This is a genomic window from Sphingobacterium corticibacterium (assembly GCF_004208525.1).
Taxonomy (GTDB): domain Bacteria; phylum Bacteroidota; class Bacteroidia; order Sphingobacteriales; family Sphingobacteriaceae; genus Sphingobacterium; species Sphingobacterium corticibacterium.
In genome coordinates, this window is sequence record NZ_SGIT01000001.1 from 609,882 (window position 1) to 623,764 (window position 13,883).

Below are 13,883 nucleotides of genomic sequence, written 5' to 3' on the forward strand. Positions count from 1 at the left end.
TATGGCCATTGAAAGAAAAATTATTTACATATGAAATATTCATCTCCACATCGGACGATTAAAAAGCAGATTCAAAGTGAGGATATGTGTGTTAAGAAGTGTTTGACAAGAATTAAGCAGGCGATCGCAGTGATGGTGCTATTATTGCTGATGCCCCATATTGCTTCGGCGCAATATTTTGGCCAGAATAAAATGCGTTATAAAAAGCTGGATTTTAATGTGAAGGAAACACCGCATTTTGAAATGTATAGTTATCTTAAAAACGATAGCATGATGACGTGGTTGGCGAAAGAATCAGAAGTGTGGTACAATATGCATCAGCAAGTCTTTCAAGATACTTTTTTGCGTAAAAACCCGCTTATTATTTATAACAATCATCCGGAGTTCCAACAAACTACCGCCATATCGGGTGAAATATCTGTTGGTACAGGAGGTGTGACGGAAGCGTTTAAACAGCGCGTGGTGATGCCAATCATGCAGATTAATCACCAAACAAGACACGTATTGGGACACGAAATGGTGCACGCTTTCCAGTTCCGTATGTTGATGGAGGGAAGAGATACCACACGTTTGGAAAATGTTGGAAATATCCCGTTGTGGATGGTGGAGGGAATGGCGGAGTACCTGTCTATCGGGAAAAAAGACGCCTTTACAGCGATGTGGATGCGGGATGCGTATGCCCGCAATGATATTCCATCGTTAAGGCAGTTGACAGAACAGTCATATAATTATTTCCCTTACCGTTATGGTCAGGCTTTTTTAGCATACATTGGTGCTACGTATGGCGATACGGTCATTATGCCGATGTTTATGGAGACGGCGAAATATGGCTATGAGATGGGAATACGTCGTGTTTTTGGTTATGATGCGCAAACCATGTCGACCTTATGGCGAAACTCGATGGAATCTACTTTTAAAGCGTTAAATAAAGATACGACTTCGCGACCTATCGGGCAGGCCTTAATTACGCCGAAGAATGCAGGTCGTATGAACGTGGCGCCGGCAATTTCTCCGGATGGACGTTTAGTGGCGTTTATGTCGGAAAAGGATCTTTTCGGTATCGATCTGTTTTTGGCAGATGCACAAACAGGTAAGATATTGCGGAAGTTGGGAAGTCGAACAACGAATCAAGATATCGATGAGTTTAGCTATCTGGAATCTGCAGGAGATTTTTCAGCCGATAGCCGATATTTTGCTTTCAGTGTATTTAGTGAAGGGAAAAATAAATTGATGATCATCGATGTGCAGACGGGGAAAACCGTTGCGCTCGAATCTATGGGCGATATTGTGGAATTTACAAATATCAATTTTGCTCCTGACGGCGACCACGTAGCATTTTCGGGATTAAAAGAAGGACAAAGTGATATTTATAGCTATAACTTCAAGACAAAGGAATTGGAGCAATTGACGAATGATAAATATTCTGATTTCCAACCTAGTTTTTCGCCTGATGGAAAAACGATTGTTTTCAGTACAGATAGAATGTCATTGGAAAGTGCTTCGCGTTCTGTCGATATTCCGATGGGGATGGCAATGATTGATGTGGCTACAAAGAAAGTAACAGCTATCGATATTTTTCCGGGGGCAAACAATCTAAATCCACATTTTTCAGGGGATGGAAGGCACATTTATTTCTTATCCAATGGAGATGGTTACCGCAATATGTTCCGCTATTCGCGGGAAGAAGGAGTAGTGGAGCGGCTTACCGATTACTTTACGGGTATTAGTGGCATTACAGAATATTCACCCGCGATGAGTATATCGCGCAATGATGATATTGTGTACTCTTATTTTAAAGGTAATCAATACAGTATTTATAAAGCAAATGCGTCAGATTTTGAGCCTGAAGTGGTAGACGCCGGCGCTTCTGACTTTACGGCGGCAATGTTACCGCCAAATGTAGATCGTGGTGTCAATGTGGTCAATACAAATTTGCAAAACTTTAATGCCTATCGACGTATTAATGAATCCATGATACGACCGGTGCCTTATCGTTCGAAATTTAAACTTGACTATTTAGCGAATTCGGGTGTAGGAATGACTGTTGGCACGCGCTATGGAGCCGGAATGGCAGGTGGTATTTTTGGTATTTTCTCCGATATTCTCGGTTACAACCAGATTTACTCTACTTTGAATATCAACGGAGAGGTACAGGATTTCGGTGGACAAGTGGCCTATGTAAACCAACGAAGCCGCTGGAATTGGGGTGGGTCGTTTTCACATATTCCTTATCGTAGTGGGTTTCGGATGTATGAAATGGATGATTTAGGTAGGGGACCTGAACTGGTACTTAGTGACTACATCATCCGCCAATTTGAGACGCAATTCGATGCCTTCGTAGCTTATCCATTTAATAGGCATCATCGGTTCGAAATCGGCGGAGCGTTGGCTCGTTATGGCTATAGTGTGGAAAAATGGCAACAGAGTTACTTCAGTTTTGGTTTCGTAGATCGTAAACGATTGTCTAATGAGGAGGCAATGGATTTACTTGGGTTTAGCTTGGATCCCCTCGTTATGCAACAAATTAGTACGGCTTTTGTGGGCGATAATTCGATATTTGGTTTGACCGCTCCGTTGCAAGGGTTTCGCTACCGTTTGTCTGCTGGACAATATTTTGGTGATATTAACATGCGGGCTTATAATGTCGATTTACGACGTTATCTACGCTTTAAACCGGTGACAATAGCTGCACGGACTTACGCTTATATCCGTTCGGGAGACGATGAAAATCGCTTACGGGGTAATTATATAGGTTATCCTTTTTTCGTTCGAGGTTACGACAATCTAAGCCGCGACCGCGTTGGGAATATTTCCTTTGATGATTTAATGGGATCTCGCGTATTGGTGGGTAACTTTGAGGTTCGTTTACCGTTTACAGGACCGGAAAAACTTGCTGCCATAAAATCGGGTTTGTTGTTCTCTGACCTTAATCTCTTCTTTGATGCCGGATTGGCGTGGAATAATGGAAATAAAATTGTGAGCAATCTGGATAAAAAACCACGAGTTCAACAGCTTAATCCAGATGGGTCGCCAATGCTTGATCAAAATGGAATGCCTGTTTACGGCTATGATAGAAATTACCGTGTGCCGGTGTTTAGTGCAGGTATATCCATGCGGGTCAATTTATTTGGAGCTATGATTCTCGAACCCTATTATGCCATACCGTTCGTGTCGTCGAGAACGAAATTTGGTACATTTGGATTAAACTTCATGCCGGGCTGGTAGTCCAACAAGAAGATGTGCGGATAGATTAGTGTTTAAGAAAGGTTGTTAAAGGTCGTTGTTTATGATTTAAGCATAAACAACGACTTTTTTATGCTCTATTTTATCTCGATAAGCTGGAGAGATGTTAAGATTGAGCCAATTTGGGTTTTTTAGACGAATAAGTTTTTCCCGTTGCATCCGGGTAAAGTGGCGTAATGTGTTGTGATACGAAAGTGCCATTTCTCTGCTTTCGAATAATTCCATATAAACTACATTACTTAGTTTCGGTGAACTGCCAAATAAAACGGAAGATGTGTGATGTATCTCCTGTAAGCGAGTAGGCATATCGGTGCAGTATCCAACTTCGAGATATGCGCGGTTGCTATTCGTGATAATATATACGATATGTGTTTCCATGTTAATTAATCTTATGTACTAATAAATTTGGTTGTGTAAATATTAATTGCTAATTTTATTGGCACAATATTACTAATTATTTTAGTAAATTAAAATTTTTTAAGAAAAATATGTCAAATATCGCATCGAATCTTAAGTTTCTGAGAAAGAAAAAAGGCTTAACGCAACAGCAATTTGCTGATGCACTAGAAATAAAAAGGGCGTCTGTGGGCGCCTATGAAGAGGATCGGGCTGAACCGAAGTATGAGTTGCTAAGAAAAATAGCGCAGTTTTACGATCTTACGATGGACGAACTGGCGAATGACGTTATCGACGAAAAATGGCGACCTCAACCTAAAAGTAATGCCTCGAATTTGAGGGTGCTGAGTGTAACCGTAGACGGAAATGAGCGAGAGAATATTGAGTTGGTACCTGTTAAAGCCAGCGCAGGCTACCTAAATGGGTATGGAGATCCGGAATATGTAGCAGAGCTTCCTAAATTTTCACTGCCTATGTTCAATCAAGGAACATACCGCGCATTCGAAATCAAAGGTGATTCCATGTTGCCACTGCCATCGGGAAGTATCATTATCGGAGAGTATATCGAAAACTGGCACGATATCAAACCTAGCCAAACTTATGTGGTGGTTTCCAGAGAAGATGGCGTAGTATATAAGCGTGTAGCTTACAAATTTAAGGAAGATAAAGGTTTGAAACTTGTCTCAGATAATAAAACATATGAGCCCTATTGGGTAAGTACGGAAGATATTATAGAGGTCTGGAAAGCGAAAGCGTTTATTAGTACTGAGCTTCCAGAGCCAAGTCCGGAACCTACGATGGAAACATTGACGTCGATGATGGCACAAATGCAAAAAACGATTAAATCGGTAGTCAATAACAAATAAATTTCATTTGTCTATTTAAAATAATATATATACCTTTGTATAATCTGAATAAGAGGGGGCATGGTATGCCCCCTTTTTTAATTCATTTAATGAAAAGTTTTAATTCACGTATCGAAATAGTAGGGTATGCAAATAGAGGAAAGAGTACAGGAGCTGGTTGAAGAAAAGATAGCTGATCGGGCGGATTTGTTTATTGTGCGGATTAAAATGCATAATAATGGTCTTTTGGAGATATTGGTGGATGGCGACAATGGTATATCGATTGAGGATTGTGTCCAAATTAGCCGCCATGTAGGATTTCATTTGGAAGAAGAGGACGCGATAGACCGCGCCTACCGCTTGGAAGTCTCGTCTCCGGGTATTGATAGCCCTCTGTTATTGCTTCGGCAATATCAAAAAAATATCGGAAGAAATGTTCGGATAAAAAGCTTGGAAGGAGAGAAAAGGGAAGGGAAACTAATCGCAGTGAACGATAAAAATATCTTCATAGAAGAAACAAAAAAAGAAAAAGGGAAGAAAGCGACCATAGAGGAGGCTGAAATTCCATTAGATAATATAACAGAAACAAAGGTGTTAATTTCATTTAAATAAAAATGAGCAGCAATATCAATTTGATCGACTCTTTCCAAGAGTTTAAAGAATTTAAAAATATCGATCGTCCGACCGTTATCACCGTATTGGAGGAGGTGTTCCGCAGCATGATACGCAAGCGTTTTGGAACGGATGAGAACGTGGATGTGATCGTAAACCCAGATAATGGAGATTTGGAGATTTGGAGGACACGAGTGGTGATGGAAAATGGATTTTCCGAAGATGATGATTTAGAAATCGAATTGTCCGATGTACACCAATATGATCCAGATTTAGAAGTTGGCGACGAATATATTGAACAAATCACGTTGGAAAGCTTTGGTAGGAGAGCTATCTTGGCTGCGCGTCAAACCTTGGTTTCGAAAATATTGGAATTGGAAAAAGATGAGGTCTTCAAGAAATATAAAGACCGCGAAGGTGAATTGGTGATAGGCGAGGTTTATCAGATATGGAAGAAAGAAATCTTGGTATTGGACGAAGATGGAAACGAATTGATCCTTCCAAAAACCGAGCAGATTCCGGCAGATTATTTCAAAAAAGGAGATAGTATTCGTGCGGTGGTGTTCAAAGTGGATATGATGAATAGTAATCCCAAAATTATCATTTCGCGTACTGCTCCGGAATTTTTGCAACGTTTGTTTGAATTGGAAGTTCCTGAAATTTTTGATGGACTTATTACCATCAAGAAGATTGTTCGTGAACCGGGTGAAAGAGCAAAAGTTGCTGTAGAATCTTATGACGACCGTATAGATCCGGTAGGGGCCTGTGTGGGTATGAAGGGGTCACGTATACATGGTATCGTACGCGAATTACGCAATGAAAATATTGATGTTATCAACTACACATCAAATAATATTTTATATATCACACGTGCGTTAAGCCCTGCACGTATCTCTTCGATTAAAATTGATGATGAGAACAAGACGGCGGCTGTTTACTTGAAACCAGATCAAGTATCTTTGGCCATCGGTAGAGGCGGACATAATATCAAACTTGCTGGTAAATTAACCGGTTATGAAATTGATGTGTACAGAGAAAATGATGAAGTGGAGGAGGATGTGGACATCGAAGAATTTGCAGATGAAATCGATAGCTGGATTATCGATGAGTTGAAACGTGTTGGCTTGGATACTGCAAAATCGGTTTTATCATTGACAGAAGCAGAACTGGTGAGACGCACCGACTTAGAGGAGGATACTATACAAGAGATTCTTCGTATCCTCGAAGCTGAGTTCGAATAAGGGTTTCGCCGTATCTGTATGCTGAAAAAACAATTGAGCTGAAATTGTTTTTTCAGTGTAAAAAAACATATTTTTGTAGTATTAAAATTATAGAAGGTAAATAATAGATGACAGAAGGAAAAAGCGTAAACTTGCTAAAGGCAGCAAAAGAACTTAATATTGGGATAGGTACGGCTGTTGACTTCTTGGTAAAAAAAGGTTTTGATGTAGAATCAAAGCCTAGTACTAAGTTGTCGCCAGACATGTATACTGTCCTTCTAAAAGAATTTCAAGGAGACAAAATCGTAAAAGATGAAGCCAAACAAATTGTTATCGGTAAAATTCGTCGTGACGAGTCTGCTGCTGGACTAAGTGGAGCGAATCCTACGGAATCTAGAGATGATATTCAAGAAGAAAATAATACGACCTCTCCAGAAGTTCTGATTAAGGATACGGGCTCGAGTCCGGCATTGGAACCCACAAATGAACCCGTAAAGGAGGAACCTATCACAAAAGAAAAAGAAGAGAGTTCCAGTCCATTAAAAGTGGTTGGAAAAATTGATCTAGATAGCCTTAAACGCGGCAAACCTAAGAAAGAGTCCGAGAAAGAGGAAGTAGTACAAGAAACATCGCCTAAGACAGCGGAGCCAGAAACTGAACCTATTGAACAGGAGACGAAGAAAGAGGAGGTTAAGCCTGTAGTGGAGCAGCCGAAAGCTGAAATTCCTCAGCAGGAAGTGAAACCTAAAAAGGAGGATAAAGAGGATCTGCAGCCGAAGGAAGAGCAAAAACAAGAAATAAAAGCAGAGCCTGCGGCTGACATGAATAAACAAACTGAAGAAATTAAACCTCCGGTAAAAGAAGAACAGAAACCTGCCGTAGCCGAACAACCTCACCAAGGTGTGATACGTGCGCGTTCTGAAACATTAAGCGGACCTAAAGTTGTTGGTAAAATTCAACTTCCTGTGGAGCGTAAACCCGTAGCTTCATCGTCGGGACCTTCACATAGCAATGACAATAAACGCAAACGCAAACGTTCGAATAAAAACGCACCTGTTAATCCAAATGCGGTAACGGGTCAAAAGGGAACGAATGAAGGTAACGCGAATCGCGGTGGTGGCGGCGGCTTCAATAAAGCAGGCGGACAGCAAACGGGTGGTTATAAGCAAGGGCAAGGAAACCAGCAGCAACATGCCCATGGAAAAGGGCGCCATGATCATCGCGGAAAAGGACGTCATCAGGAGACACCGAAAGAGGAGCCATCCGAAAAAGAAATTCAAGACCAAATTAAGGCTACGCTGGCTCGTCTGAGCGGGGCTGGTAAATCCGGCAAATTTGCACAACGTGCTAAATTACGTAGACAGAAGCGTGATGATATAGCGCTTTCTGCAGAAGAAGCGGCAATGGAGGAAGCTGCACAATCCAAAATCTTACGCGTTACGGAGTTTGTGACCGCGAACGAGTTAGCAAATTTGATGGATGTGCAAGTAACACAAGTCATTTCGACTTGTATGAGTTTGGGGATGTTTGTATCCATCAACCAGCGTTTGGATGCAGAAACTTTGACAATTGTGGCGGAAGAGTTTGGTTACCAAGTGGAGTTTATTAAGCCAGAGGATGAGGAAGTTACGGAACTGGAAGAACCAGATGATGAAGCGAGCTTAATTCCTAGGGCACCTATTGTTACCGTCATGGGACATGTTGACCACGGTAAAACATCTCTATTAGATTATATCCGTAAGGCCAATGTAACAAAAGGCGAGGCCGGGGGGATTACGCAACATATCGGGGCCTATGCGGTGAAATTAGAAGATGATCGTAAAATTACGTTTTTGGATACACCAGGACACGAGGCTTTTACTGCGATGCGTGCACGGGGAGCAAAAGTTACCGATATTGTTATCATCGTCATTGCGGCGGATGACGCGGTCATGCCACAAACGAAAGAAGCTATTAATCATGCACAAGCAGCAGGAGTTCCTATCGTTTTTGCCTTCACTAAAGTAGATAAGCCAGGTGCTAATGCAGATCGGATACGGGAACAACTTTCGGGTATGAATATTCTGGTGGAAGATTGGGGTGGAAAATATCAAGCACAGGAAATCTCAGCAAAAACTGGAGAGAACGTCGACTTATTATTAGAGAAGGTCGTTTTGGAAGCAGAATTGTTGGAATTAACTGCGGATCCAAAAAAACGTGCTGTTGGTTCTGTGATTGAATCTGCGTTGGATAAAGGCCGGGGTATCGTTACAACAGTATTGATACAAGCTGGTACATTACGTGTTGGAGACCCTATTCTTGCGGGTTCGCACTCGGGTAAAGTAAAAGCCCTGACGAATGAACGTGGTGAACGTGTGAAAGAAGCAGGGCCATCTGTACCGGTGCAGATCTTAGGTATGTCTGGTGCGCCTACAGCAGGAGATAAGCTATATGTAATGGAAAGTGAATCAGAAGCGCGTCAAGTGGCAAATAAGCGCCTGCAATTGCAACGCGAGCAAGGTATGCGTGCCACGAAACACATTACATTGGATGAGATCGGCCGTCGTCTAGCTATCGGTAACTTTAAGGAACTGAATGTTATCGTTAAGGGTGATGTGGACGGCTCGATTGAGGCATTATCTGACTCTTTATTGAAATTGTCTACTGATGAAATTCAAGTCAATATAATTCACAAATCAGTGGGGGCAATTTCGGAGTCTGATGTACTATTAGCATCTGCTTCAGACGCCATTATCATTGGTTTCCAAGTACGTCCAACACAAGGAGCTAAGAAAATAGCGGAAAATGAGCAAATTGATATCCGTTTGTATTCTATTATCTATGATGCTATCGACGAATTGAAATCTGCGATGGAAGGTATGTTGGCACCGAAATTCGAAGAGAAAATTGTGGCAGAGGTTGAAATTCGTGAGACATTTAAAATATCTAAAGTGGGTACTATCGCCGGATGTATGGTGCGCGAAGGTAAAATCAACCGTAACAATGATATCCGCGTTATCCGTGATGGTGTTGTCATCCACACTGGTAAATTAGCTTCATTGAAACGCTTTAAGGACGATGTCAAGGAAGTAGCACAAGGTTATGAATGTGGATTGAATATCGACCGTTTCAATGATATACAGGTTGGTGATATTGTAGAGGCTTACGAGCAAGTAGAAGTTAAACGTAAGCTATAAAAGATTTACGTATTGATCATATAATCCCGGCAATTTTTTTGTCGGGATTTTTTTATATCTCATAGAAGCTATCTATTTGCCTAATTTCAAGAATTAGGCTACTTTTATGACATGTATAAATTTGAGATTTCGAACATTATATATCAACCCAACGATACGGTTACGCTAGTATTTAAAGACTTATCAGGAAACTATCCAAAACCCAAAGCAGGACAATTTTTGACAGTCTCTTTCATTTTTGGAGAAAGAGAGGTGAGGAGGTCCTATTCTTTCAGTAGTTCACCCGATGTGGAGGAGCCGCTTACCATCACGGTAAAAAGAGTAGATAATGGAGAGATTTCCCGCTTGTTACATCATCAAACTCGGGTAGGTGATATTATTGATGTATTAGAACCGCAGGGGTTGTTCTATTATGAACCCAAAAGAGATCGCGAACGTACATTGTTTCTTTTTGGTGCTGGCGTTGGCGTTACACCACTTTATTCTATTTTGAAAACAGCATTGGTTGCAGAAGATAAAACCAAAGTTGTCTTGGTATATAGCAATAAATCAATAGCAAGTACGGTATTTTATGAGGAACTACTGGAGTGGCAAAAGCAATATCCTGACCGATTGAAAATTGAATGGATATTCTCCAGTTCAAAGAATCTTTTGCATGCGCGACTAAATCGAGAATATCTTATCCATATCGTAAAGGGACAAATGCCCGCAAACGGCGATGTATTGTTCTTTACTTGTGGCCCTGTTTTCTATATGGATTTAGTACGGTTTACCTTGTTAGGCATGGGATTTCCTGACAATAGTATAAAAAAGGAAACATTCCATTTTCCCGAAGAAGAGGAAGATGATGATGAGAAGGAGGAGGAACCTGTGGATATGACTTCCTATGGTATCAAACTTCGTTTCCAAGGCACGGAATATAATTTAACGATTCCCTATAACAAGACAGTATTAGAAGTAGGGCTGGAGCACAAAATCAAGTTGCCTTACTCCTGCAAATCCGGGATGTGCAGCACGTGCATATCACAGTGTACAGCCGGTAGTGTGCGAATGGATTACAATGAAGTGTTAACAAATAGAGAAGTGGAAAATGGCCGTTGTCTGATTTGTGTATCGCATCCATTGGAAGAAGGGACAGTGATAACGGTCATGTGATATCTCAATAAAAGTAAACATAATAGAAAAAGGCGTCTTACGACACCTTTTGTACGCCAAACAGGATTCGAACCTGTGACCGACGGTTTAGAAAACCGTTGCTCTATCCAGCTGAGCTATTGGCGCCTCCTTTTGGAGTAGCAAAAGTAGGCAATTGCGGTTATTTTGCAAAATAAAATGACTATTTTTTGTTAAGGCTAGACTAACTTATTGCATGCCAAAGGTATATTTTCGTTTCAAGGGTGCTATAGGCTATTTAAAAGAGCATCTGCAGGTGTATTGGAAATTTGAAATAAAGTTTTGCATAAAAGAGAAAATTTGTACTTTTGTCGCGGAGAGTTGGCAGAGTGGTCGAATGCGGCGGTCTTGAAAACCGTTAACTGTTACAGGTTCGGGGGTTCGAATCCCTCACTCTCCGCATCCTAACAAGGAAAAAATATCAAAACCCTATAAATAGCAGTATTTATAGGGTTTTTGCTTTTATAAGCCTTCCTAAATATTTCAGATTTCCTATTTCGTGCGAGACCCAAGCGAGACCCTAAAAATTGGTCTTCTAGGGTCTCGCTAAAATGTACAGGTTTGCACCTATACACACCTTGCTATCAGATGAACATCTTGACAGCAAACCAAGTAAGAAATAAATTGAATAATGAAATAAAGCACCACCACCATGAAAGCAAATCTCACACTCCACATCTATGCTCGAGCAGCAAAAGCCAATGCTGCAGGCCTACACCCCTTGTATGTCCGGATAACAATCGATGGCAAGAGAACAGAATTCTCCAGCAAAAAGTTTATCAATCCTAAGCAATGGGACCCAAAAATGATGAAAATGAAAGGCAGCAGCGAAGAAGCCCGTACAATAAACAGCTACCTTGAAACCATAAAAAGCAAAGTCAACCAAACCCAGATTATACTCGAGTATCAGGAAGAACCAATCACACTAGAAAAATTCAAGAGTGCCTACCTCGGAAAGAAGTCAGAAAAAGAAAGAACATTGATTCCCATATTCCAAGACCACAACAAAAGAGTAAGATCCCTTATTGGTGTAGAGTATTCTGCAGGCACACACGAACGCTATGAAGTATCACTCAAGCATACCCAAGACTTTATACAGCACCAATATAGAGTCCAAGATATCGCACTCCATAAAATCAATCACACCTTTATTGCCGATTATGATTTCTATTTGCGTACCGAAAGAAATTGCAGCAACAATACCACCGTCAAGTACATCAAAAACTTCAAGAAAATAATCCGCATCTGTATTGCCAATGGCTGGATAGGCCAAGACCCATTTCTTCACTACAAAACCAAGTTGCAGGAAGTCGAACGCGAAGTGCTCACACAGGATGAATTACAAAAACTGATGGACAAAACATTTAGCATTGAACGATTAGAACTCGTCAGAGATATTTTCCTCTTCTCCTGTTATACCGGCCTAGCCTATATTGACGTCAAGCAATTGACAGATGCCAATCTGGTTAAAGGAATAGATGGCCAGTTATGGATCAGCACCCATCGGCAGAAAACCGATAGTCCTTCTAAAATACCCCTATTAGATACCGCTCAATATATTATTAACAAATATACAGATCACCCAGAAAGCGGTAATGAAAACACCCTAATTCCGATACTCAGCAATCAGAAAATGAATGCCTACCTCAAAGAGATAGCCGATCTCTGTGGAATTAAAAAAGAACTCACCTACCATTGTGCACGACATACATTTGCCACAACGGTCACCCTTTCCAATGGAGTACCCATTGAAACTGTATCTAAAATGCTTGGACACAAAAGTATCCGTACCACACAGCATTATGCAAAAATCACTGATCGAAAAGTAGCAAACGATATGCAAAATCTTAAGACAATACTACAAGGTGGGATTAAACAAACCCACTCGGACAAGAAAATTGGATAGCCATCAGAGCTCTTTTGATAACAGAACGAGCGAATATCTTTTATATCTTATTCAGATATAGATCACCATTAAAACCAAACTATGCATAAAACTCTACTAACGATCAACGAAGAAATCAAACATTACGTAGCAGACATCGAACAAGCGAATGCGCATGACTATTCCAAAATCACCGAACTGATGATTAGGTATATTTCTGATCGGCTACAGGTCGTGAAAGATAGATTCGAGCAGGACAAAAGCATTACTCCTGATGAAGAGATATTCTATTTCAAGAATATCAAATGCCATTTATTGGCATTGATCCAGTATTACACGCTGGTGCAGAAGATCGAACTGAAAAAACCTCCGTTGCGTAAGAAAAAGCTAAAGCAATATTATCTCAACACACTCTATAAAATCAAAAAGAAACTACGAAAACAGCAGTTTTTCTATAACTATTACAAAGCCAACCTAAGCCAGTTAGACAATCAGTTTTTTCGACGGATCGACCACGACCTATTCGTACCTGCCGGTTCTTTTATCCTGGACATCGATAAACGTAACAATACACCTACTGTGCATATATTCGCCAAAGTGGAAGCATTTGAAATGCTGCGGCACTATCTCAAGAAAAAGATTAAAGGCTATGGTGCGGGAAGCAAAAAAATACCACAAGCAGTTCTGCCAGCTCCCGTATTAAAATGGACCATATCCAAAACCGATTTGATCGAACTGATCTATGCGCTGCATGCATCAGGAACATTTAATAATGGCAAAGCGGATATCAAGGAGATTGCCGAGTACTTCCAGCAGGTTTTTAATGTGGAGCTTGGTCAATATAACCGCGTGTTCTATGATATCCGGGCGCGCAAGATCAACAAAACCAAACTCTTGGATAACCTGAAAGAGAATCTAATCAAACGAATTAAAGAAACTGACAATGAATTATTTATGTAATAATTTTTCACAACTTGTTAACAAGTTGTGAAAAATAGTCTTGTTTAATATGGAATTTTGCTGTTCACCAATCTATAAATATCATGGCAGTAGAAATTATTACCAAAGAAGATCTCATGAGGTTTAAGTATGAGTTGCTCAGCGAACTCCAAACACTCTTATCCAGCAAAATGCACCAACCAAAGAAATGGTTAAAGACCAGAGAAGTGGCAAAGATGCTGCAGATATCACCAGGTACCCTGCAGAACTACCGCATCAACGGAACTATTCCGTTCAAGAAGTTCGGGAACACCATTTACTATTCCCTTGCAGAAATTGAAAAACTGTTGGAGGAGGGTGGCAACAAACATAATTAATGTCCATCACATCAAAT

At 40.7% G+C, this 13,883-nt stretch carries 10 protein-coding genes and 2 tRNA genes; 10 read left to right on the forward strand and 2 right to left on the reverse strand.

What is annotated here, in order from left to right; translation table 11 throughout:
• Positions 1-30: 30 nt before the first annotated feature.
• A complete protein-coding gene (locus tag EWE74_RS02460) occupies positions 31-3,225 on the forward strand; it encodes a DPP IV N-terminal domain-containing protein (protein WP_239018527.1) in 3,195 nt (1,064 codons plus the stop codon).
• 66 nt (positions 3,226-3,291) lie between these two features.
• On the opposite strand, the gene EWE74_RS02465 is transcribed toward EWE74_RS02460, so the two are convergent.
• Entirely contained in the window at positions 3,292-3,621 is a 330-nt protein-coding gene (locus tag EWE74_RS02465; RefSeq protein WP_130139952.1) for a GIY-YIG nuclease family protein, read from the reverse strand.
• Positions 3,622-3,731: 110 nt separating this feature from the next.
• Between EWE74_RS02465 and EWE74_RS02470 the strand changes: the two genes are divergently transcribed.
• From EWE74_RS02470 to EWE74_RS02490, 5 genes are all read left to right on the forward strand, one after another.
• Positions 3,732-4,505, forward strand: a complete 774-nt coding sequence (locus EWE74_RS02470) for an XRE family transcriptional regulator (protein ID WP_130139953.1) — start codon at positions 3,732-3,734, stop codon at positions 4,503-4,505.
• Between the two features lie 126 nt (positions 4,506-4,631).
• Positions 4,632-5,096 (forward strand): ribosome assembly cofactor RimP, encoded by a 465-nt coding sequence (gene rimP / locus EWE74_RS02475; protein ID WP_130139954.1) that lies wholly within the window; start codon positions 4,632-4,634, stop codon positions 5,094-5,096.
• Between the two features lie 2 nt (positions 5,097-5,098).
• Positions 5,099-6,337, forward strand: a complete 1,239-nt coding sequence (nusA, locus tag EWE74_RS02480; protein ID WP_130139955.1) for a transcription termination factor NusA — start codon at positions 5,099-5,101, stop codon at positions 6,335-6,337.
• Between the two features lie 107 nt (positions 6,338-6,444).
• Positions 6,445-9,492 (forward strand): translation initiation factor IF-2, encoded by a 3,048-nt coding sequence (gene infB, locus EWE74_RS02485; protein WP_130139956.1) that lies wholly within the window; start codon positions 6,445-6,447, stop codon positions 9,490-9,492.
• Between the two features lie 111 nt (positions 9,493-9,603).
• Complete coding sequence (locus EWE74_RS02490) at positions 9,604-10,647, forward strand: ferredoxin--NADP reductase (RefSeq protein ID WP_130139957.1); 1,044 nt, start codon at positions 9,604-9,606, stop codon at positions 10,645-10,647.
• Positions 10,648-10,699: 52 nt separating this feature from the next.
• Here EWE74_RS02490 and EWE74_RS02495 read toward each other — a convergent pair.
• Positions 10,700-10,773 (reverse strand) — tRNA-Arg (locus tag EWE74_RS02495).
• Between the two features lie 207 nt (positions 10,774-10,980).
• On the opposite strand from EWE74_RS02495, the gene EWE74_RS02500 reads away from it, so the two are divergent.
• The 4 genes from EWE74_RS02500 (at position 10,981) to EWE74_RS02515 (ending at position 13,866) form a co-directional block, all read left to right on the forward strand.
• A tRNA-Ser gene (locus EWE74_RS02500) sits at positions 10,981-11,065 on the forward strand.
• A gap of 252 nt (positions 11,066-11,317) precedes the next feature.
• Positions 11,318-12,571, forward strand: a complete 1,254-nt coding sequence (locus tag EWE74_RS02505; protein WP_130139958.1) for a site-specific integrase — start codon at positions 11,318-11,320, stop codon at positions 12,569-12,571.
• 81 nt (positions 12,572-12,652) lie between these two features.
• Entirely contained in the window at positions 12,653-13,510 is an 858-nt protein-coding gene (locus EWE74_RS02510) for an RteC domain-containing protein (protein WP_130139959.1), read from the forward strand.
• A gap of 83 nt (positions 13,511-13,593) precedes the next feature.
• The gene (locus tag EWE74_RS02515; RefSeq protein ID WP_130139960.1) at positions 13,594-13,866 is read left to right on the forward strand and encodes a helix-turn-helix domain-containing protein; all 273 of its coding nucleotides are present in this window, start codon (positions 13,594-13,596) and stop codon (positions 13,864-13,866) included.
• Positions 13,867-13,883 lie beyond the last annotated feature (17 nt).

Excerpts from the sequence above, each read along its gene's own strand:
- EWE74_RS02490 (WP_130139957.1), top strand. The coding sequence starts at position 9,604 with ATGTATAAATTTGAGATTTCGAACATTATATATCAACCCAACGATACG.
- EWE74_RS02470 (WP_130139953.1), top strand. The coding sequence starts at position 3,732 with ATGTCAAATATCGCATCGAATCTTAAGTTTCTGAGAAAGAAAAAAGGC.
- EWE74_RS02515 (WP_130139960.1), top strand. The coding sequence starts at position 13,594 with ATGGCAGTAGAAATTATTACCAAAGAAGATCTCATGAGGTTTAAGTAT.
- EWE74_RS02510 (WP_130139959.1), top strand. The coding sequence starts at position 12,653 with ATGCATAAAACTCTACTAACGATCAACGAAGAAATCAAACATTACGTA.
- nusA (WP_130139955.1), top strand. The coding sequence starts at position 5,099 with ATGAGCAGCAATATCAATTTGATCGACTCTTTCCAAGAGTTTAAAGAA.
- EWE74_RS02505 (WP_130139958.1), top strand. The coding sequence starts at position 11,318 with ATGAAAGCAAATCTCACACTCCACATCTATGCTCGAGCAGCAAAAGCC.
- rimP (WP_130139954.1), top strand. The coding sequence starts at position 4,632 with ATGCAAATAGAGGAAAGAGTACAGGAGCTGGTTGAAGAAAAGATAGCT.
- infB (WP_130139956.1), top strand. The coding sequence starts at position 6,445 with ATGACAGAAGGAAAAAGCGTAAACTTGCTAAAGGCAGCAAAAGAACTT.
- EWE74_RS02465 (WP_130139952.1), bottom strand. The coding sequence starts at position 3,621 with ATGGAAACACATATCGTATATATTATCACGAATAGCAACCGCGCATAT.
- EWE74_RS02460 (WP_239018527.1), top strand. The coding sequence starts at position 31 with ATGAAATATTCATCTCCACATCGGACGATTAAAAAGCAGATTCAAAGT.